Raw genomic sequence first — 18,612 nt, 5'->3', positions numbered from 1 at the left:
GTAGCACCTATGGGCGTGCTGCAATTGTCTTCAAGGCTGTAACTCCAGAGGCCGTGCAAGATGTTCGATACGCCAATGCAATGCTTTGCTTCGATGTCCGATCTGCCGGCATAGAGCGCCGTCGTTAGAGCACCGATCTGTTGACCGAAGGCCGAGAGTTGGAGCTCGATCTGCCCTAACTTCGCTATGCTCCGACTGCGTAGCCCGAATCGCCCGTAGATTTTCCAGTACGAGGTTTTCGAGGTTGTCTGACCCGGATTCTGGACACTATTGGGATGGATGAGCGCCTTAGGTGCGCATTGCGCACCCTGCAAGCTTAGGGCAGGCCAGATATCATGGGCATCGGCGTTGAGCGATAAGCGGCTTAAAGTTACGCCCCGCTCGCCTTGCTCACCCCCGCCTCGTCGAAGGTCGCCATCCGTTGATGCACCACGCAGGCCATACGCAGCAGCGGCACCAGGGCCGCGCCGCCCGTCGCCTCGCCCAGACGCATCTTGAGATCGAGATAGGGGTCGGCATCGAGGGCCGTGAGCATCAGGCGATGTCCGGGCTCGGCAGAGCCGTGGGCAAAGAGCATCCATTCGCGCACAGCGGGGTTGATGCGGACGGCTACAAGCGCCGCCGAGGTGATGATGAATCCATCGACCAGGATGGGCAGACCCAACTGGGCGGCGCGGATAAAGGCGCCGGTGCTGGCAGCGATGTCAAAGCCGCCGAGCCGGCGCAAGAGTTCCAGGGGGCTTTCTGAGCGCCCATGGAGGGCCAGAGCGCGGGCGATGACTTTGGCCTTGTGGGCCACACCCTCGGGCGAAAGGCCGGTGCCGGGCCCGGCGAGTCGCGCGGGGTCGAGGTCAAGCAAGGCGCAGGCCAGAGCCGTCGCCGGCGTGGTATTGCCGATCCCCATCTCGCCACAGATCAGAAGACGCGCACCTTCCTGCACCGCCCGCTCGACCGCCTCGCGCCCAATGGTCAATGCTTGGGCAAGCTGCTGCTCGGTCATCGCAGGCTCTTGCGCGATATTGCCAGTCCCAGGTCCCAGGCGCGCCGAGCGCACGTTTGGGACCGGACCCGGGTCGGTTGCGATCCCCAGATCAAAGATCTCCATGGTCGCGCCGATCGTCTCGGCCATGACTGAGACCGCCGCCCCGCCGCGCGCGATGTTAAAAAGCATTTGGAGTGTGACCTCGCGGGGAAAGCGCGATACCCCCTCCAATGCCACCCCGTGATCCGAGACGAACTGGAGGATGCGCACCGGATCGACCGCAGGAAACAGGGCCCCCTGCATCCCCGCAAGCCGGATCGCCATCTCTTCAAGCCGTCCCAAAGAGCCCTGCGGTTTGGTCAGCCGGTCTTGTCTGGCGCGCGCCGCTGCCTCGGTTTGATGATCGATGGGTTTGCAGGGCTCATGGAGCCAAGCGAGTGTTGGGTTCTCTGCGCTCATGATCTTTATACCTTGGGGGTGCAATGCGCACCCTACGGGGTTTCATATCTTAGGGTTAGATAAAGGGCCCGCCCCGGCTGGCGGTAGAGATAGGCCGTCTCATAGTTGGTAGCGAACATATTCTCGACGCTTGCCTGAAACCGAAGAGAGCGGTCGATCTGATATTCGGCGCGCAGGTCGAGGAGGACATAAGGGGCGAGCCTGACCCGATTAGCCAGGTCATCATAACGCCGGCCTGCGGCAAAGAGGCTGATCCCCGCCGAATAACGCCCAAAGCGCCGGTCGAGGTCGAGCGAAACAGATTGCTCGGGGCGCCGCGGCAAGAGGTTGTCGCGATAGGGGCCCGGTGAATGGTTCTCGGGGTCAAGCAGGGTCAGGGTCGCCTTCGCCAGCCAATCGCCAAAGGCTGCATGGGCGCTGGTCTCAAACCCGCGGATTTTGGCCTCGCGCACATTGGCGGTGCGGTCGATCGCGGCATCATAGGCGATCAGGTCATGGATATGGGTCTGATACAAGCTGATCTCCCAGCCACCAGCGAGCCCCCAGGCCGCGGGCAGCCCGCTTTGCAACCCCAGTTCCCAGTTGCGCGCCCGCTCGGGCCTAAGATCTGGGTTGCCATAGTCCGGATAATAGAGGTCGTTGAAACTCGGCGCCTTGAATGCCGTGCCGTGGGCAAGCCGCACCGCCAGGCCGTTGGCCAACCGATACCCGAGCGCGACATTGCCCGTGCCATGTCCACCGAGCTCGCCGTCCTCGTCCTGGCGCAGGCTGAGGTTCAGCATCCAGGGTCCGCGTCCGAGCTGATATTCGCCAAAGACCCCTAGGTTATCGCGGACATCGCGCCGGTAGGCGATGGTCCCCGAGACCTGGTCCTCGCGATAATCGACCCCAAGCGTCAAGAGTTGCTCAGGCGTCAAGCGCCAGTCGTTTTGCAGGCCGGCGCTGAAGCGCTCGGTCGTAAAACGATCGAGAAAACGCTCGTCTTCCCCCTCTCGGTAAAAGATCCGTTCCTCATCTAGGCTATAGCCAGTGTTCAGGGTCAGCGTCCAGCGCTCGAATGGCGTGAGGGTCGCCTTAGCACCGGCAACCGTGCGTTCGGCGCGCGAGCGATTGCCCGAGAATGCCGAGCCATCGAATGCCAGGCGGCCCTCATTGTGCAAGAGATTGAACGCTAAGGCTGCGGACTCATGGGCCTTGAAGTCGGCGTTGAGGTTGAGACCCAGGTTGCGATAGGGGTCGCGATCGTCTTCCTCGACCCCACAGCCGGCGAATGGCGCCGAGCGTCCGCGGCAGGCGTCGATCCCAGCGGTACGCTCGAGGCTGAACCCAAGATCGGCGCGCAGCGGCCCGCTTTCTCCTCCTAGGCCGCTGGCGATCTGGGCGGTCTCGAAACTACCGCTGCCGAGCATGAGACGCCCCCGCCAAGGGCCCTCGCTGCGGCGGGTAAAGATCTGGATGACCCCGCCGATCGCCTCCGAACCATAGAGGCTGGAGCGCGGTCCGCGCACGATCTCGATATGCTCGATCGCCTCGATGGGAAGATCGGCCAAGGAGGCGCGACCTGTAGTCGCCGAGCCGACCTTGACCCCATCGATCAGCACCAAGACATGGTCCGAATTGGTGCCGCGGACAAAGACCGAGGTCTGATGGCCAGGTCCACCGGCGCGGGCGATGCTGATCCCTGCGACCTCGCGCAAGAGATCGGGCACCGAGCGGGCCTGGCGCCGCTCGATCTCGGCGCGATCGATGACGGTCACGGCGGCAAGCGAGCTGGCGGCAGATTCGGCAGTCCGGGTGGCGGTCACCACCACGGGATCGAGGAGGGTAGGGGGCTCTTCGGCCCAGGCAAAGACAAAACAACCGGCAAGCGGCAGGCCGAGGGCCGCAGGCCAGGGGCGTTTGGACATCTTGGGCTCCTTAAACTGTCACACCGCGCCAGACACACCCGCCTGGCAGACAGGGTACGGGATGCGGGAGGACAGTGCGCCTGGGCCCCTGGCTAGGCCCTCGCCTGTCCGCTCCCCCGGTCGGTCGGGGATGCATCTGCGCCCGACCTCCCCATCCCAGGGCCCCTGACCGGTCTCCGGGCTCGCGAGCGGGAGGACTTGACCCCTCCCCAGCGCGGCGCCTTCCCATGGGTCTTCCCACAGTGGCCTTGTGCCGCGCCTTCACTCGCCTACCGTTGCGGGGGCAGCGCCGGCATTCCTGGTTGAAGACAGGTCACCGGCTTCCCGTTTAACCACCGGTGAGGGAACACAGGTGGCACCAAGGGCAGGAGCGTTAATCATAAGTCAATGCCTCCCTCTTTTGTAGTCGCGGTGCATCCAGTCATGACCGAAGCCCTGTGCTGGGCACATAAAAAACCCGGCCTAGGGGCCGGGTTTGAGTGGACCAACCGGTTGGACCGGCGATCAGTAGTCCATGTCGTCCATGCCAGTGCCGGCGGGATTGGCAGGCGCCTTTTCCTTCTTGGGCTCTTCGGCGACCATGGCCTCGGTGGTGATCATCAGTCCGGCGACCGAGGCGGCGTTCTGCAGGGCGGTGCGGGTGACCTTGGTCGGGTCGAGCACGCCCATAGCCATCATGTCGCCAAACTCGCCGCTGGCAGCGTTATAGCCGAAATTGCCGCTGCCTTCGGCAACCTTGTTGAGGATGACCGAAGGCTCTTCCCCAGCATTGGCCACGATCTGGCGCAGGGGCTCTTCCATCGCCCGGCGGGCGATGTTGATCCCCACATCCTGGTCATGATTGGCCCCTTGCAGCCCCTTGATGGCAGTCAGAGCGCGGATCAGGGCAACCCCACCGCCTGGGACGATGCCTTCCTCGACCGCCGCACGGGTGGCATGCAGGGCATCTTCAACACGCGCCTTCTTCTCCTTCATCTCGATCTCAGTCGCCGCACCGACCTTGATCACCGCCACCCCACCAGCCAGCTTGGCCAGGCGCTCTTGCAGCTTCTCGCGGTCATAGTCGGAGGTGGTCTCTTCGATCTGGGCACGGATCTGGTCGCAGCGGGCCTTGATCGCTTCGTGCGAACCCGCCCCATCGATGATGGTGGTGTCGTCTTTGCCCACCACCACCTTCTTGGCCTGACCCAGATCCTGCAGGCTCGCCTTCTCCAACGACAGCCCCACCTCCTCAGAGATGACAGTGCCGCCCGTGAGGATGGCAATGTCCTGGAGCATGGCCTTGCGCCGATCGCCAAACCCAGGCGCCTTGACCGCACAGACCTTGAGAATCCCGCGCAGATTATTGACCACCAGGGTGGCCAAGGCCTCACCCTCAACATCCTCGGCAATGATCAGCAGCGGCTTGCCCGCCTTGGCCACCGCTTCCAACACCGGCAACAGATCCCGAATGTTGGAGATCTTCTTGTCATGCAGCAGGATGTATGGCTGATCCAGCTCGGTCTTCTGACTTTGCTGGTTGTTGATGAAATAGGGCGACAAATACCCCCGGTCAAACTGCATGCCCTCGACAATCTCCAGCTCATTGGCCAGAGACTTGCCCTCTTCCACCGTGATCACCCCTTCCTTGCCCACCTTCTCCATGGCCTCGGCAATGATATTGCCGATCGATTCATCAGCATTGGCCGAGATGGTGCCCACCTGCGCAATCTCTTTGCTGGTGGAACAGGGCTTGGATAGGGCCTGCAGTTCCTTGACCGCCGCCTCCACCGCCTTGTCAATCCCACGCTTGAGGTCCATGGGGTTCATGCCAGCGGCTACCGCCTTCAACCCCTCGCGCACCATCGCCTGCGCCAACACCGTCGCCGTGGTGGTGCCATCACCAGCAATGTCCGAGGTCTTGGAGGCCACCTCCTTGACCATCTGCGCCCCCATGTTCTCAAACTTGTCCTTGAGCTCAATCTCCTTGGCCACCGACACCCCGTCCTTGGTCACCGTCGGCGCACCCCAGGATTTCTCAATCACCACATTGCGCCCCTTCGGCCCCAAAGTCACCTTGACCGCATTGGCGAGGGTATCGACCCCGCGTAGGATGCGGGCGCGGGCGTTTTCATGGAAAAGGATCTGCTTTGCAGCCATGCTCAATGAACCTCAGTGTTGATCTCTTGGATAGCAGGATATCTCGAACCGATCCGGTATCATTCGATGATGGCCATGATGTCGTCTTCACGCATCACCAGGAGCTTCTCATCACCGACCTTGACCTCGGTGCCGGAGTACTTGCCAAACAGCACCTTGTCACCCACCTTGACATCCAGCGGGCGCACATCCCCATTGTCGAGCAGCTTGCCTTTACCCACGGCCAGCACCTCACCCTGGATCGGCTTCTCGGCAGCACTGTCCGGGATCACAATCCCGCCCGCGCTTACCCGTTCCTCTTCTAACCGGCGAATCACCACGCGATCATGCAATGGACGAAGGTTCATGGATCATCGATCTCCTTGTAAAAAGGTTTGAAAATGGCTGATCTAGAGGTTCTTTGTTAGCACTCGTTATGCGCGAGTGCTAACACTTTAGCCGGAAAAACCATCTTGTCAAGAGGGGCCCACGACTCTATGCATTGGGCATTGGAAGAGGTCTTACTTGGTGCCTCAAGGTCATGTCATCTCGCCCGAATCTTTGCCGACTATCGTGACCACCATTCGCATCCGTCGTCTGTCCGCTGCACCGATCCTTGCCCGTACGCCGGATGAGCTGATCGTGCGCCTCTATGCCCATCGCGGCATCTATGATCCGGCAACAGCGACTCTCGATCTGGAGGCGCTGATACCGCCAGATGCATTGCATGGACTGGAATCTGCGGTCGAGCACCTGGTCGAACAGATCAGGCGGGGTGGTCATCTGCTGGTGGTGGGGGACTATGACGCCGATGGGGCCACGGGCAGTGCCCTGGCGGTGCGGGGGTTGCGCGCCCTGGGTGCAGAGCGCGTCTCCTTCTTGGTCCCGAGCCGCTTCACCAACGGCTATGGCCTCAGTCCGCAGATCATCGATGTCGCCCTGGATCAGAGGGCCGATCTGCTGCTGACGGTGGACAATGGCACCTCCAGCCATGCCGCAATCGCGTACGCCAATGACCTGGGGTTGCCAGTCGTGGTCACCGATCATCACCTCGTCAGTGGGTGCCTGCCGGAGGCCGCGGCCATCGTCAATCCCAATCAGCCAAGCTGCGCCTTTCCTAGCAAGCATCTAGCCGGTGTGGGGGTGGTGTTCTATCTGCTCGCGGCGCTACGCCGGCGCTTGCGGGCGCTCGGTTGGTTCGGGGCAGGGCGCCCCGAGCCCAATCTCGCCGATCTGCTGGATCTGGTGGCGGTGGGGACCATCGCCGATGTGGTCATGCTGGATCGCAATAACCGTATCCTGGTCGAACACGGCCTGCGGCGTATCCGCGCCGGGCGCTGCCGGCCGGGGATTCTGGCGCTGTTTGAGTTGAGTGGACGCGATCACACTCGCACTACCGCCGCTGACCTCGCCTTCTATATTGCCCCGAGACTCAATGCCGCCGGACGCCTGTCCGATATGTCGCTTGGTCTGGAGTGTCTCTTGACGGATGATCCAGATAAGGCGCGTGCGCTGGCGCAGCGTCTAGACGCGCTCAATCGCGAACGCAAGGCACTGGAGGCGGAGATGAGGGCACAGGCCGAGGTCTTGGTAAAGGCGCTGAGGTTCGATGACGAGACGCTGCCGCCGGCCTTGTGTCTGTTCGGCGAGGATTGGCATCAGGGGATCGCGGGGATCATCGCCGGGCGTATCCGTGATCGCTATCATCGCCCGACGATCGCCTTTGCCAGCGGGGGCGATGGTCGGCTGCGGGGGTCAGGGCGCTCGATCGAGGCCTTGCATCTGCGCGATGCCCTGGCCTGGGTCGATCAAAGGTCTCCAGGACTGATCGAACGCTTTGGCGGACATGCGATGGCCGCGGGCCTGACCCTGCACATGGATCAGCTCGATACCTTTCGTTTGGCCTTCGCTGAGGCTGTTCGCCTCCAGTTCGGCGATACCCCGCCGATGCCCGAACTGCTGTCCGATGGGGTCTTGCCACCAGAACTCCTGACCCTGGAGACCGCTGAAGCCCTGCGTCTGGCTGGACCCTGGGGCAAGGGATTCCCCGAGCCCTGTTTCGATGGCGCTTTCGAGGTGCTGGACAGGGGCATCATGGGGGAGTCTCACCTGAGACTGCGGGTCATGCTACCCAATGGTCAGCCGGTTGAAGCAGTCGGTTTCAGATTGGGCGAGCACCTTGAACGTGCCCAAGGGAGAGTGCATCTGGTTTATCGGTTAGAGGCCAATCGCTATCAGGAGACGACCCGCCTGCGACTTTTGATCGACCATCTCGCGGTGGAGGGCGTCCATTGACCCTTGGAGATGATCGCGGGATGACGCGGCCAGTGCCCGAGCAGATGGCGATGGGTGGGATGATCATTGATCTGAACTGAGGGCAGTCTGCCCAGACACAGGCGGTGCCAAAGACATGATGCAAGTAGATCGCAATGACCTGGATCTAGAGGGTGCTGGCACCCCTGAAGAACCAGCACGTCCGAGTAAGAGTCAGCTCAAGCGCGATCAACAGGCGATCCAGGCGCTGGCCGAGCGTTTGGTCAGCCACCCGCGGGCCGAGCTCGAACGTCTGCATCTGAGCGAATCCTTGTGGATGGCCTTTGACGAGCTCGCCCGCATCAAGGATCTCCGCGCCCGCCGGCGCCAGATCAAACGGATCGCTGTCCTGCTCGAGGGCGAAGACCTGGGGGCGATCCGGGCGCTGGTCGAGGATCAGGAGAGTCTGCGACGCGCCGAGTCTGCCCGCTTGCATCGCCTCGAGCGTTGGCGCGAGCGTCTGCTCGCAGAGGGCGATCGCGCCCTGTCCGAACTCATCGCGCACTGGCCTGAGCTCGATCGCCAGGAGCTACGCGCTCTGATCCGCGCCGCCCAACGCGATCGCGAACGGGGCAAGGGCGATGGATCGCGCAAGCTGTTTCGCTTTCTGCGCGAGAGGCTGCCCGAGCCTATGCCTTGAGCGACGAGCTGAGATGCGGGGCGATCAGGCCGAGCATGGCGCGATGGACCGAAGGGTTAGCGGCGACGAGATTGCCCGTATCCAGAAACCCCGTGCCGCCGGCGAGATCAGTCACTATCCCGCCGGCTTCGCGGATCAGCAAGGCGCCTGCCGCGCAATCCCAAGGGGATAGGCCCAGCTCCCAAAACCCATCGGTACGCCCACAGGCTACATAGGCGAGATCGAGCGAGGCCGACCCCGGGCGCCGGATGCCCGCGGTGGCCAGGGTCATGTCTTTGAACATCCCCAGATAGGCGTCGATATGGCGGTGATCGCGAAAGGGAAATCCAGTGCCGATCAAGGCCCCTGCGAGCGACTGGCGGTTGGCGACCCGAATACGCCGGTCGTTGAGCAGCGCCCCCTCACCGCGCGCAGCGGTGAAGAGCTCTTCACGCAAGGGGTCATAGACCACGGCGCATTCGAGCTGACCGCGGTACAGCAGGGCGATGGATACAGCGAACTGGGGGAAGCCGTGGAGATAATTGGTGGTGCCGTCCAATGGGTCGATGACCCAGAGGAACTCGCTGCGCCCCTCTTGGGCGCCGCTTTCCTCGGCCAGGATCGCGTGATGGGGGAAACGCGCGCGCAATTCTTGGATGATGGCTGTTTCCGCAGCGCGATCGACCTCGCTGACAAAGTCGTTACGGCTCTTGTCCTCGTATTTGAGCGAATCGACCCGGTCAGCAAAGCGGAGGATAATCTTGCCCGCTTGGCGGGCGGCGCGGACGGCAATGTTCAGGCTTGGATGCATCGGTCAATGGATCGCCAATCGCTGTATCATGGTGGCCTAGAGAGAGACAGGGCATGGCATAGGGCCTGCCCCTAACAAGCGCCTTGTATCAAGCAGCTTATGATAGACCAAATCGGTGACGCGCTGGCACGTATCCGCATCGTCATGGTCGGCACGACCCATCCAGGCAATATCGGTGCCGTGGCGCGGGCATTGAAGACGATGGGCCTATCGCGCCTCGAGCTGGCCGCGCCCCAGACGCAGCCCGACGCCGAGTCCATCGCCCGCGCCGCTGGCGCCGATGATCTGATCGCGCGCGCCGGGATCCATGCGGATCTCATCAGCGCCTTGGACGGCTGCCGCCTGGTGATCGGGGCGAGCGCCCGGGTGCGCTCGATCTCCTGGCCGGTCCTCGATCCGCCGGCATGCGCTGCCCGCCTACTTGATGAGGCCCGGTTCGGCGATGTGGCCCTGGTGCTGGGGCGAGAGCGTTCGGGCCTGACCAACGAGGAGTTGGCGCGCTGTCATTATCTGGTCCATATCCCTGCTAATCCAGCATTCAGCTCACTCAATGTCGCCGCAGCCGCCCAAGTACTGGCCTATGAGATCTGGCAGGTGGCGAGCCAATCGCACGATGTACAGCTGAGCGAACCGCCGCGTGACCTGGCCACTGCCAAAGAGATGGAGGGGTTCTATACCCATCTCGCCGCGACCTTGATCGAGCTCGGTTTCAGCGATCCCGAGCAGTCGCGCACCCTGGAGATCCGTTTGCGCCGGCTCTTCAATCGGGCCCGTCCCGACCGTACCGAGCTCAACATCCTGCGCGGCATCCTCAGCGCCGCCCAAGGGCGTAAGCGTCCGGATCGCTTTGCCCGCCGACAATCCCCGCCCTTGACTGAGCAGACGCCGGTCCGGCACCATTCCGAGCAGTGAAAAGACGGCCATGTTCAACCGCATCCGCGAAGACATCCGCTGCATCCTGGAACGCGACCCGGCGGCGCGCAATGCCTTTGAGATCTTCACCACCTATCCCGGCTTTCATGCGGTCCTGATCCATCGCCTCGCCCATTGGCTCTGGCAGCATGGTTTTAAATGGCTGGCGCGCGTATTGGCCAATGTCGCGCGTCTGTTCACCGGTATTGAGATCCATCCAGGCGCGGTGATCGGGCGGCGTTTTTTCATCGACCACGGCATGGGGGTGGTGATCGGCGAAACCGCAGTCATCGGCGATGACTGCACCCTCTATCATGGCGTCACCCTAGGCGGTATCAGTTGGCAAAAAGGCAAGCGTCATCCCACTCTTGGGCGCGATGTCATCGTCGGCGCCGGGGCTAAGGTTCTGGGGCCTATCCAGATCGGCGACGGGGCGCGCATCGGCTCCAATGCCGTGATCCTCAAATCGGTCCCGCCAGGTGCGACCGTGGTCGGGGTCCCGGGGCGTGTCATCGAGCCGAACCGAGATGTGCTCACCCGTCAGCGCGCCGCGACCGCTAAGCGCCTTGGCTTCGATGCCTATGGGGCCACCCGCGATGCCCCAGATCCGATCGCCGATGCGATCAACCGCATGCTCGATCATATCCATCACATGGATCAGCGTTTGGAGGCGCTATCATGTATCCTGGAGCACCACGGCTTCATGGTGCATTTCGAACATGACGGCGATCTGGACAACCTGGCGATCGAGCCAGTGACCCAGCCTGAACCGGACCCATCGGTCGAGGGGCCCGATCGTTATTGATCCGAAACCAATGAACTTGTATTACGCGGCATCATGGAGCTTGGGATGCTGGAAGTAGCGCATGATGCGTTGGGGGGAATTGAGAAGGCGGCGCAGGTGGCTGACGGTCGCCTTCTTCAGATCGCCCTTGGCGCGGGAGGGCGCCTGCGCGGTGATGGTGACCTTGAGCATCTCGTTGGGGTTCAGTGCTGGGCTGTAGGGGGGGAGGGAGGAGGCCTCGATTTGATTGGCGCATGCAGCCAGCCAGGCCTTGACTGGCTTGGTGTGATGCACGCGCAGGTTGTCGAGGATGAGGAAGATCTTCTTGCCCCTGGCGTCCTTGACGAGCCGCTTCATGAAGTCGATCAGGATGTCGGCGTTCATCGCCCCCGCGAACGCCTTCCGACGCACCTTGCCGCGGTTGGTCAGCGTCGAGATCACCGACAGGCCTTCGCGACGGTGCGTGACGCGAATCTCGGACGTCTTGATCGCCGGCGCATAAGAGCGCCCGCGCACCTCGTCTGAGCGCAGCCCCGTTTCATCGCCCCAGTGGATTTCGGCGCCCTCGGCCTTGGCGCGCCGGGCAATGTCCGGGTAGGTCTCCTCAAACCACGTCTTGCCCGCCGGCGGGCTTTGCTCATAGGCGCGCCGAATCGGTTTCTGGGGCGTCAATCCCCAGCGCGCCATGTACTTGCCCTCCCCCTGCGGCCTGAGCTCGATGCCAAAACAGCCGAGGATCAACTGCCGCACCGCCTGCCGGCTCCACAGCGCAAACGGCAGCTTCAGCTCATCCGGTGTCCCGTCGCACATGAGCTTGCGTATCTGGGCGTCCTGCTCCGCCAACAGCGCCCGCTTCTCACCCACCTTGCGCCCACCCCCCTTTCCCTTGGGCCCCTTCGCGCCCATAGCCTTTGCAGATGTCGAACACCCCTGCGCCCAACAATCCCCTCTGCGCGCCTATCGCTTCATACGTCCAGCTACGCCGCCGCTCTTCGCACGCCGCAAACGACAGCAATCTCATGTCTCGTCTTTCCATGCCCACGACATCTGGACAGCTCACTCAATTTCAAAAGCATGTGTTTCTTATCAATAAATTGATCGCCATGCTTGGGTTCAGTATGATCCAGAGTCAGGTCTGCATGGGGGGATACCTGTGAGATTAACGACTAAAGGCCGCTACGCGGTCACCGCGATGTTGGATCTCGCGATCCATCAGGGCGATGGGCCGATTGCCCTCGCCGACATCGCCCAGCGTCAGGGGATCTCGCTCTCTTATCTCGAACAGCTCTTCGCCAGACTGCGTCGGCGCGGCCTGGTGACGAGTGTGCGCGGTCCTGGGGGCGGTTATCGGTTGGCCCGCCGGCCTGCCGAGATCAGTGTCGCTGCGGTCATCACTGCGGTGGACGAGCGGGTAGATACGACGCGCTGCGGCGGCGCAGGTAACTGCCAAAACAATGGGCCCTGCCTGACGCATGATCTGTGGCGTGAGCTGAGCAGTCTGATCTACGATTATCTCAATCAAATCAATCTCCAAATGCTCGTCGATCGCTGGCATACGCCTGACAGACGGACGATGATCGGTTGCGCTGCGGTCGATCTCAAACTTGATGTTCAGCGGTTGCGGGTCGGGCTGATCCCAGGACCCGGATGACCGGACGGCGGCTGTCAAGTCGCAACGAACAGTGTGCAACAATCATTTTGAGCGCTTCGGTCTGCCGGTGGGCTTTGCCATCGATGATGGCCTATTGACTGAGCGCTATCGCACCCTCGTGGATGCCGTTCGCGCCGAGTTTGCCCGGGGTGAGGATGATGAGCTGGTGCGGGCCTTGGCGCAGATCGATGAGGCCTATCGCACCCTGTTAGATCCCTTAGCGCGCGCCGAATACCTATTCGAGCTCTACGAGGCCCAGGGACTCTCCGCACAAAAGGGCTGCGATGAGCCCCCGGGTGCGAGCCTGATCGAAGAGATGGAGCGTCAAGAGACCCTGGTCGCCGCGACCAATCGTTCCGATCCACACGCGGCGCTATCGGAGTTCATGACCCGTTTGGCCGAGCGCGGCGCAGCCCTTGACAAAACACTGCATCAACTCTTTGCCGATCCGTCGCCGCATAATCTCAGGGCAGCGCGTGCCGTGGTCCGCCAGCTCCAGATGCTAGCCCGCTGTCGGCGGGAGGCAGAGGGTCGCCAGGCCGAGACCCTCGGTGTAGGCACTGCCTGCCGTGTCGCCGTCGCCCAAGTCGACTGGCAGGTGGGGAGCGATGCCGGATTGCCGGGCAATGAGGATTGCCGGGCAATGATTAGAGGCCAGCCTTCGATTAACATTGCTCCCAAGGCAGGCCGCGGAAACGCCAGCCATTGATGCTGCTGCGATGATGCTCGTGGTTGAGCTCACCCTCGAAGCCTTCATCGATATGGAAGACTGCTTTGAAGCCTGCCTGGATCAGCGTCCGTCCCGCCTCCAGCGACCGTTTGCCGCTGCGACAGATCAGGATGATGGGTGTGCACCCCCCCTCCTGTTCGCAGACTGCACCGCCCAACACGAGCTTTCGGATCTCGGTGACGAAGTGGCTATTGACCTCCCAGTCGGGTTCATCCATCCAAGGGATATGGATGGCCCCCAGGGGATGCCCGACGAATAAAAACTCCATGGTCGAGCGGATATCGATCAAGAGCGCCTTGGGGTTGGCGCGTAACATCTCGAATGCCGCCTGGGGTGAAAGGGGCGTCGGTAGGTCTTGAGACATGTTGGCCAATCTCTTCGCTCAGGTGGTCGTTCTACTCGTTTTAGATGTCAAATCTGCTTGCGCCGCGCACCGCGCGGCAGGTGGGTCCCTTTATTGGAACCTAGCGCCCAAAGCTAATGCCAGAGCTCGCCCAGGGCACACGCGATCGCTTTGAAACCGCATTCATGTTGGACAGCCAACGCTTGCAGACCCTTGCCGCACGTACCCTATTGGATCTTCTGGCGCGCCTGCCCTTGCCTGGGGTCCATCGCCTGGGGGCGACGCTCGGCTGGCTGATCGGGCGCTGGCCCAACCGCCAGCGGCGCAACGCCCTGATCAATATCGCACTGTGTTTCCCTGAGCTTGCGCCCGCTGAACAGCGGCGTCTGCGCGATGCGAGCCTCGCCGAGTTCGGCAAGACCTATCTCGAGATCGCCCATTTCTGGCGCCGGCCTGTGCCCGAGGTCTTGGGCCTGGTCCGCGAGGTGCGCGGCGCCGAGCACCTCGCCCGGCCCGCGGGGCGCGGCCTGATCGTGCTCTCACCGCATCATGGAGCCTGGGAGCTCGCGGGGCTGCATCTGGCGAGCCTCGGGCCCACGACCATCTTTTATAGATCCCAGGGCCCCTTCGATGCGCTCATTCAGGGGGGAAGAGTGCGCACCGGCGCTAGGCTTGCACCGATCAATGCTGCTGGCATCCGACTGTTGCTTGAGACCCTGCAGCGTGGCGATCAGGTGGGGGTCCTGCCCGACCAGGAGCCCAAAGCCGATAAAGGAGCGGTCTTTGCGCCCTTTTTCGGCATCCCGGCATTCACCATGTTGCTGGTCAATCGCCTGGCGCGCCGCACGGGCGCGAAGGTCGTCTTCATGTTTGCCGAGCGCCTGCCGTGCGGCCAGGGTTTTATCATCCATTGCCTGCCGGCACCTCCCGGTATCGACAGCGCCGATGAGATCAAGGCGGCGACGGCGCTCAATCGCGGGATCGAACACTGCGTGCGTCTCTGCCCCGCGCAATATCTCTGGTCCTATAAGCGCTTCAGAAAACGCCCTCACTGGCTGCCCAAGGTCTATACGGGACCCTTGGATGATCACGCCGCGCTCGCCCAGGTTGCGCGACTGTGCCTGCGCTTGGCGGCAGGCCAAGGCAGCGGCCTTGAGTAGGGGGCAAGGCATGCCCTACCGAGGCTTGAGCCGCACTCACTCATGCCCCAGACAGGAACTGTCTCTAATCGGCGATCCGCACATCCTCGCCCCGCGCTAAACGTTCGGCAGTCTTGGCGTTGATATAATCGAAGGGGCTGTCGGGATAGCGCTGATACTGACGCTGGCCGACATATTCAAGGATGCCGATCAAGTGATAGCGCGAGAGTTCGTTCTCGATGCGCGCGATCTCGCGCCCTTCATCGAACAGGACCCAGGCGGGGCGATAATCGATCCCGAGCGATTCGGCGAGCTCGCGCGCTGTGGTCTGGCGGCCATCGGGGGCGGTGATCGGGGTGTCGGCCAGGGCATCGAGCCTGACCACGACGAAGGGCGCAAGCGCCGCATCGACCTCTGGATCGGCCAGGTGCCCGTCGTGGAATGCATCGCAGGCCAGACAGCGGGCATCCTCAAACAAGAGGGCCAAGGGGCGGTCCTTGACGCCGGTGAGATCCTGAAGGTCCTGAAAACGCGGATGCGGGCGCAGGCGGTAGATCTCCTCGGTCGAGGCGGAGATAAACTCGGCCAGGGTCTGACGCTCATAGGCGCGATTGGCGACATACTCCAGCACCAGTTTAAGATCCGCCGGGCTGCGATACCCATCGACCCGTGCGACCGGCTCACCCTCAGGGTTTAGGAACAATAGGGTCGGGGTATAACGCACCCCGATGCGCTGGGCGAATTCTTTCTCCGGCAGGCTCTGGTCGGCATCCACCACGACCTCACGGTCCCCATCGATATCGAGTGCAATAACATCGAAGCGCTCGCGGATGAACCCCTGGATCGGCTCGCGGTTAAAGTTCTCTTCGAGCAGGCGGGCACAATAAGGGCAGTTGTTCATCTCAAAAAACAGGATCAACTGCTTGCCGGCTTGGGCCGCCTCTCGGATGTCCTCCTCGATGTCGAGGAAGCTCTGTTTGAACCAATCGGGGTGAGTAAAGGGGCGGGCGCCGATGAGCTTGCCTGCAGGGGGCGGGGTCGGCTCGGTTGCTCGCCCTTCGGCAGGCAGGTCGGCGGCAAGGACGCTATGCCCCAAGAGAGAGGCCCATAGGACAAGGGTCCAGATCAATGGACGGATCGGGTCGGACATCACCATGTGTACTCCTCTGAACGCGGGCGTTTCGCCTCATTGGTTGTGAGATCGATGCGCACCTGCCTGCGCTATGAGCCGCGCGGCGGCCAGGCGCATCCCTTGATGGATCGGGCAAGAGTTCGCAGGCGTGCATCGCAACAGGCAATCCGCTCACCTTTGCCAACTCTAGATGGAATAAGGTCATTGGTTTTGCTCGACCAGCTGAGCAAAGTCGTAAATCTAGGGTGCGCACTGCGCGCCCTACAAGCCCTCTTTGCCGCGATGTTAGCCGTACCCGCAGGTCTCAAAGGATGATTGTGGGTGTATCACGGCATCAATGGCTATGCTGAAAGGTCTTGAAGGCCAAGATCAGCAGGATCGCACCGAGGAGTGTCGTGAGTACGCGGGAGGGCACCAACCCCAGCATCAAACCGCCCAGGATGGCACCGAGGATCGAACCCAAGGACATGGCGCCGAAGAGCAGGCGTTCATGGCACAGGACCGCAAAGGCATCTGAGCGCGTATAGCGGGCAAACCCGACCAGCATGGTCGGCAGGCTAATCGCCAACGAGAGGCTGCTTGCGACCTTGATGTCCAGGCCGTAGAGCAACACGATGGTGGGGATCAGAAGCTCGCCGCCAGCTACCCCCAGCAGGGCAGCTACCATGCCGATCCCGAGACCAGCCCCGAGTCCCACCATCAGGCGCAGCGGCCTGGCATCGAGCCATGCCGCTCCACCCGCAGCGATCCCCAGCCAGTGTCGGACAGCAGCAACACCGCTAGGCCGAGCAAGAGCACCAAGACGATGCGGTCAAGCTGGCGGCGTGGCAGGCGCATAGCATGATCCGCGGCCCAAGGCCCAAAAGGCGCCGATGAGGCTACCGGCCAAGAGATTGAGCACGACATCGATATGACCTAAGGTCTGGGCGATGGGGATGGTCTTTAAGCGCGCGACCAAGGCCACGGCGACCACGACCAAGCTGAGCGCCTTGTTGAAGATGATCGCCTCCAGGGTCGGTAGCCTGAACCAGCCGACCAGCACTGTCAGGCGAAACTCAGCACCCCCCAAACCGATGAGCCCGCCGAGCGTACCGATGAGCCCAGAGGCTACAAGGCCCTGGGCGATGCGCTGCGATCGACGAGCTTGGGGCCACATCAGGGCGTTACCGACTCGCCGGGCAGCACGAACCCATAATGGGTCATGATCCGGCGTGCCTCTGCCCAGCCCATAAAGTCGGCAAATACCTTTGCTAGCGGATGTTTCCCCCCGCGTTGGGTGATGATGAAGCCCTGTTCCAGGGGCTCATGGAGCTCGGCGGGGATCAGCCAATAGCCACCCTTGCTAGCCAGCTCGGGGCGATGATCCCGATCTGGGCATTACCGCTTTGCACAAACTGGGCGGTCTGGGCGATGTTCTCGCCATAGACTAGCTTGGGCTAGACCTGCTCCCACAGGTTGCTGGCCTTAAGTGCCTCCTCGGCGCGCTTCCCATAGGGCGCATGCTTGGGATTGGCGATGGCGATGCGCTTAATCGCCGGGTCGAGTAGATCCTGAAGCCGCATGCGGCTCGCATCCAGGTTTGGGCTCCAGAGCACGATGCGTCCGATGGCATAGGGTCGGACCTCAGAGGCGGCATGGCCTTTCTCGGCGAGTAGACGAGGAAAGCTGATGTCTGCAGAGAAAAACAGGTCATAAGGCGCGCCCTGTTCGATCTGGTGATAAAACTTGCCGGACGAACCATAGACGACCTCGACCTCGGCCCCGGGGTGTTCTTGTTTGAAGGCGGCGACGATCTCATCCATCGCATATTTGAGATCGGCGGCAGCGGCGACGGTCAGGGGTTCAGCCTGCACCCAGGCGGCGCCCAGCAGGATCGCGGAAGAGAGCAAAAACCTCATCAGGTGCATCATCGATGATCGACTCTTTCTATCTTCGCCAATTCACAATGATCAAGGCCTTAGACTCAAGGATCAGCAATAGGGGAGGGGCGTTGGCGCCAAGGCGACCAATCGTCTGCTCGCTGAGATGTCATCCGCAAGGCGATCCAGTCGGCCCAAGAGGTGAGGTGGGCACGCAGCGTTATACTGGCCTTGTGTGTACCAATGACTCGGCGCCCGAGGGCGTCATTCTCAAAATCACCCGAGAATCCTGACCCAGAGACATGCACAGCGAACATAACCTCATCTGGATCGACCTGGAGATGACTGGCCTCGACCCCGAGCGCGACCGGATCCTCGAGATCGCCACCCTGATCACTGACAGCCAGCTCGAGGTCATCGCCGAGGGACCGGTCATCGCCGTCCATCAGGACGATGAGATCTTAAATGCCATGGACGACTGGAACCGCAACCAGCATGGCGCTTCCGGTCTCTTAGAGCGCGTGCGTCAAAGCCCCTATCACGAGCCCGAGGCCGAGGCGATGACCCTGGAGTTTATCGCCAATCATGTCCCCGCCGGCGCCTCGCCCCTGTGCGGCAATAGCATCTGTCAGGACCGGCGGTTCTTGGCGCGCTGGATGCCGCGTCTGGAGGCCTATTGCCATTATCGCAACCTGGACGTGAGCACACTCAAGATCCTCGCCCAGCGCTGGGCACCCGAAGTGGCCAATGGCTTTAAGAAACAATCCAGACACCTGGCGCTCGATGACATCCGCGAATCGATCGCCGAGCTGCGGCATTATCGCGCCCATCTGTTCAAATAGGGTGTGTACTG

General features: G+C 62.1%; 18 protein-coding genes, 2 pseudogenes and 1 riboswitch. Of the genes and pseudogenes, 8 read left to right on the top strand and 12 right to left on the bottom strand.

The window, feature by feature from the left end:
* Positions 1-370 precede the first annotated feature (370 nt).
* From cobT to groES, 4 genes are all read right to left on the bottom strand, one after another.
* On the bottom strand, positions 371-1,441 hold the full coding sequence (gene cobT, locus GWK36_RS08770) for a nicotinate-nucleotide--dimethylbenzimidazole phosphoribosyltransferase (RefSeq protein ID WP_166270820.1): 1,071 nt from the start codon (positions 1,439-1,441) through the stop codon (positions 371-373).
* 32 nt (positions 1,442-1,473) lie between these two features.
* Complete coding sequence (locus GWK36_RS08765; protein ID WP_166270819.1) at positions 1,474-3,348, bottom strand: TonB-dependent receptor domain-containing protein; 1,875 nt, start codon at positions 3,346-3,348, stop codon at positions 1,474-1,476.
* A 150-nt stretch (positions 3,349-3,498) separates the two neighbouring features.
* Positions 3,499-3,726, bottom strand: a riboswitch (cobalamin riboswitch).
* Positions 3,727-3,852: 126 nt separating this feature from the next.
* The gene (gene groL / locus GWK36_RS08760) at positions 3,853-5,487 is read right to left on the bottom strand and encodes a chaperonin GroEL (RefSeq protein ID WP_166270818.1); all 1,635 of its coding nucleotides are present in this window, start codon (positions 5,485-5,487) and stop codon (positions 3,853-3,855) included.
* Between the two features lie 59 nt (positions 5,488-5,546).
* Positions 5,547-5,834, bottom strand: coding sequence for a co-chaperone GroES (gene groES, locus GWK36_RS08755; RefSeq protein ID WP_166270817.1), 288 nt, complete (start codon positions 5,832-5,834; stop codon positions 5,547-5,549).
* Between the two features lie 205 nt (positions 5,835-6,039).
* On the opposite strand from groES, the gene recJ reads away from it, so the two are divergent.
* Together recJ and yjgA are read left to right on the top strand one after the other, a co-directional pair.
* Complete coding sequence (recJ, locus tag GWK36_RS08750) at positions 6,040-7,761, top strand: single-stranded-DNA-specific exonuclease RecJ (RefSeq protein ID WP_166272569.1); 1,722 nt, start codon at positions 6,040-6,042, stop codon at positions 7,759-7,761.
* Positions 7,762-7,876: 115 nt separating this feature from the next.
* On the top strand, positions 7,877-8,419 hold the full coding sequence (gene yjgA / locus GWK36_RS08745) for a ribosome biogenesis factor YjgA (RefSeq protein ID WP_246237501.1): 543 nt from the start codon (positions 7,877-7,879) through the stop codon (positions 8,417-8,419).
* Here the strand turns inward: yjgA and GWK36_RS08740 are convergent.
* Positions 8,409-9,209 carry an inositol monophosphatase family protein gene (locus tag GWK36_RS08740; RefSeq protein WP_166270816.1) on the bottom strand — a complete coding sequence of 267 codons (801 nt, stop codon included), beginning with the start codon at positions 9,207-9,209 and terminating at the stop codon, positions 8,409-8,411. The genes yjgA and GWK36_RS08740 overlap by 11 nt on opposite strands.
* Before the next feature lie 99 nt (positions 9,210-9,308).
* Between GWK36_RS08740 and GWK36_RS08735 the strand changes: the two genes are divergently transcribed.
* Entirely contained in the window at positions 9,309-10,121 is an 813-nt protein-coding gene (locus GWK36_RS08735; protein ID WP_166270815.1) for an RNA methyltransferase, read from the top strand.
* Between the two features lie 10 nt (positions 10,122-10,131).
* Positions 10,132-10,926 (top strand): serine O-acetyltransferase, encoded by a 795-nt coding sequence (gene cysE / locus GWK36_RS08730; protein ID WP_166270814.1) that lies wholly within the window; start codon positions 10,132-10,134, stop codon positions 10,924-10,926.
* Positions 10,927-10,947: 21 nt separating this feature from the next.
* On the opposite strand, the pseudogene GWK36_RS08725 reads toward cysE, so the two are convergent.
* A pseudogene (locus tag GWK36_RS08725) lies at positions 10,948-11,941 on the bottom strand (IS630 family transposase).
* 117 nt (positions 11,942-12,058) lie between these two features.
* Here GWK36_RS08725 and GWK36_RS08720 point away from each other — a divergent pair.
* Positions 12,059-12,556 (top strand): Fe-S cluster assembly transcription factor, encoded by a 498-nt coding sequence (locus GWK36_RS08720; RefSeq protein ID WP_166270813.1) that lies wholly within the window; start codon positions 12,059-12,061, stop codon positions 12,554-12,556.
* 31 nt (positions 12,557-12,587) lie between these two features.
* A complete protein-coding gene (locus tag GWK36_RS08715; protein WP_166270812.1) occupies positions 12,588-13,265 on the top strand; it encodes an iron-sulfur cluster co-chaperone HscB C-terminal domain-containing protein in 678 nt (225 codons plus the stop codon).
* On the opposite strand, the gene GWK36_RS08710 is transcribed toward GWK36_RS08715, so the two are convergent.
* Positions 13,222-13,650 carry a rhodanese-like domain-containing protein gene (locus tag GWK36_RS08710; RefSeq protein ID WP_166270811.1) on the bottom strand — a complete coding sequence of 143 codons (429 nt, stop codon included), beginning with the start codon at positions 13,648-13,650 and terminating at the stop codon, positions 13,222-13,224. The genes GWK36_RS08715 and GWK36_RS08710 overlap by 44 nt on opposite strands.
* A gap of 164 nt (positions 13,651-13,814) precedes the next feature.
* Between GWK36_RS08710 and GWK36_RS08705 the strand changes: the two genes are divergently transcribed.
* A complete protein-coding gene (locus tag GWK36_RS08705; protein ID WP_166272565.1) occupies positions 13,815-14,789 on the top strand; it encodes a lysophospholipid acyltransferase family protein in 975 nt (324 codons plus the stop codon).
* A 64-nt stretch (positions 14,790-14,853) separates the two neighbouring features.
* On the opposite strand, the gene GWK36_RS08700 is transcribed toward GWK36_RS08705, so the two are convergent.
* From GWK36_RS08700 to modA, 5 genes and pseudogenes are all read right to left on the bottom strand, one after another.
* Positions 14,854-15,918: a thioredoxin family protein gene (locus GWK36_RS08700; protein WP_166270810.1), complete on the bottom strand. Its 1,065-nt coding sequence runs from the start codon at positions 15,916-15,918 to the stop codon at positions 14,854-14,856.
* 316 nt (positions 15,919-16,234) lie between these two features.
* Entirely contained in the window at positions 16,235-16,600 is a 366-nt protein-coding gene (locus tag GWK36_RS15005) for a sulfite exporter TauE/SafE family protein (protein ID WP_210756741.1), read from the bottom strand.
* Positions 16,600-16,737, bottom strand: a complete 138-nt coding sequence (locus GWK36_RS15000) for a hypothetical protein (RefSeq protein WP_210756740.1) — start codon at positions 16,735-16,737, stop codon at positions 16,600-16,602. Before GWK36_RS15000 ends, GWK36_RS15005 begins: the two co-directional genes overlap by 1 nt.
* Positions 16,712-17,056 (bottom strand): hypothetical protein, encoded by a 345-nt coding sequence (locus tag GWK36_RS14995; protein WP_210756739.1) that lies wholly within the window; start codon positions 17,054-17,056, stop codon positions 16,712-16,714. Before GWK36_RS14995 ends, GWK36_RS15000 begins: the two co-directional genes overlap by 26 nt.
* Positions 17,056-17,807: pseudogene (gene modA / locus GWK36_RS08690) on the bottom strand (molybdate ABC transporter substrate-binding protein). Before modA ends, GWK36_RS14995 begins: the two are co-directional and overlap by 1 nt.
* Positions 17,808-18,061: 254 nt before the next feature.
* Here modA and orn point away from each other — a divergent pair.
* Positions 18,062-18,601, top strand: coding sequence for an oligoribonuclease (gene orn / locus GWK36_RS08685; RefSeq protein ID WP_166270809.1), 540 nt, complete (start codon positions 18,062-18,064; stop codon positions 18,599-18,601).
* The last annotated feature ends 11 nt before the right edge of the window (positions 18,602-18,612 follow it).

Source organism: Caldichromatium japonicum (assembly GCF_011290485.1).
In the GTDB taxonomy this organism is placed as follows: domain Bacteria; phylum Pseudomonadota; class Gammaproteobacteria; order Chromatiales; family Chromatiaceae; genus Thermochromatium; species Thermochromatium japonicum.
Note: the sequence above shows the minus strand (reverse complement) of the source record. Positions and strands in the feature narration are given on the sequence as shown.

Excerpts from the sequence above, each read along its gene's own strand:
- cysE (WP_166270814.1), top strand. The coding sequence starts at position 10,132 with ATGTTCAACCGCATCCGCGAAGACATCCGCTGCATCCTGGAACGCGAC.
- orn (WP_166270809.1), top strand. The coding sequence starts at position 18,062 with ATGCACAGCGAACATAACCTCATCTGGATCGACCTGGAGATGACTGGC.
- GWK36_RS08700 (WP_166270810.1), bottom strand. The coding sequence starts at position 15,918 with ATGTCCGACCCGATCCGTCCATTGATCTGGACCCTTGTCCTATGGGCC.
- yjgA (WP_246237501.1), top strand. The coding sequence starts at position 7,877 with ATGATGCAAGTAGATCGCAATGACCTGGATCTAGAGGGTGCTGGCACC.
- GWK36_RS15005 (WP_210756741.1), bottom strand. The coding sequence starts at position 16,600 with ATGGTGGGACTCGGGGCTGGTCTCGGGATCGGCATGGTAGCTGCCCTG.
- GWK36_RS08710 (WP_166270811.1), bottom strand. The coding sequence starts at position 13,650 with ATGTCTCAAGACCTACCGACGCCCCTTTCACCCCAGGCGGCATTCGAG.
- cobT (WP_166270820.1), bottom strand. The coding sequence starts at position 1,441 with ATGAGCGCAGAGAACCCAACACTCGCTTGGCTCCATGAGCCCTGCAAA.
- GWK36_RS08735 (WP_166270815.1), top strand. The coding sequence starts at position 9,309 with ATGATAGACCAAATCGGTGACGCGCTGGCACGTATCCGCATCGTCATG.
- GWK36_RS08740 (WP_166270816.1), bottom strand. The coding sequence starts at position 9,209 with ATGCATCCAAGCCTGAACATTGCCGTCCGCGCCGCCCGCCAAGCGGGC.
- groES (WP_166270817.1), bottom strand. The coding sequence starts at position 5,834 with ATGAACCTTCGTCCATTGCATGATCGCGTGGTGATTCGCCGGTTAGAA.
- groL (WP_166270818.1), bottom strand. The coding sequence starts at position 5,487 with ATGGCTGCAAAGCAGATCCTTTTCCATGAAAACGCCCGCGCCCGCATC.
- GWK36_RS15000 (WP_210756740.1), bottom strand. The coding sequence starts at position 16,737 with ATGCGCCTGCCACGCCGCCAGCTTGACCGCATCGTCTTGGTGCTCTTG.
- GWK36_RS08765 (WP_166270819.1), bottom strand. The coding sequence starts at position 3,348 with ATGTCCAAACGCCCCTGGCCTGCGGCCCTCGGCCTGCCGCTTGCCGGT.
- GWK36_RS14995 (WP_210756739.1), bottom strand. The coding sequence starts at position 17,056 with ATGTGGCCCCAAGCTCGTCGATCGCAGCGCATCGCCCAGGGCCTTGTA.
- GWK36_RS08705 (WP_166272565.1), top strand. The coding sequence starts at position 13,815 with ATGTTGGACAGCCAACGCTTGCAGACCCTTGCCGCACGTACCCTATTG.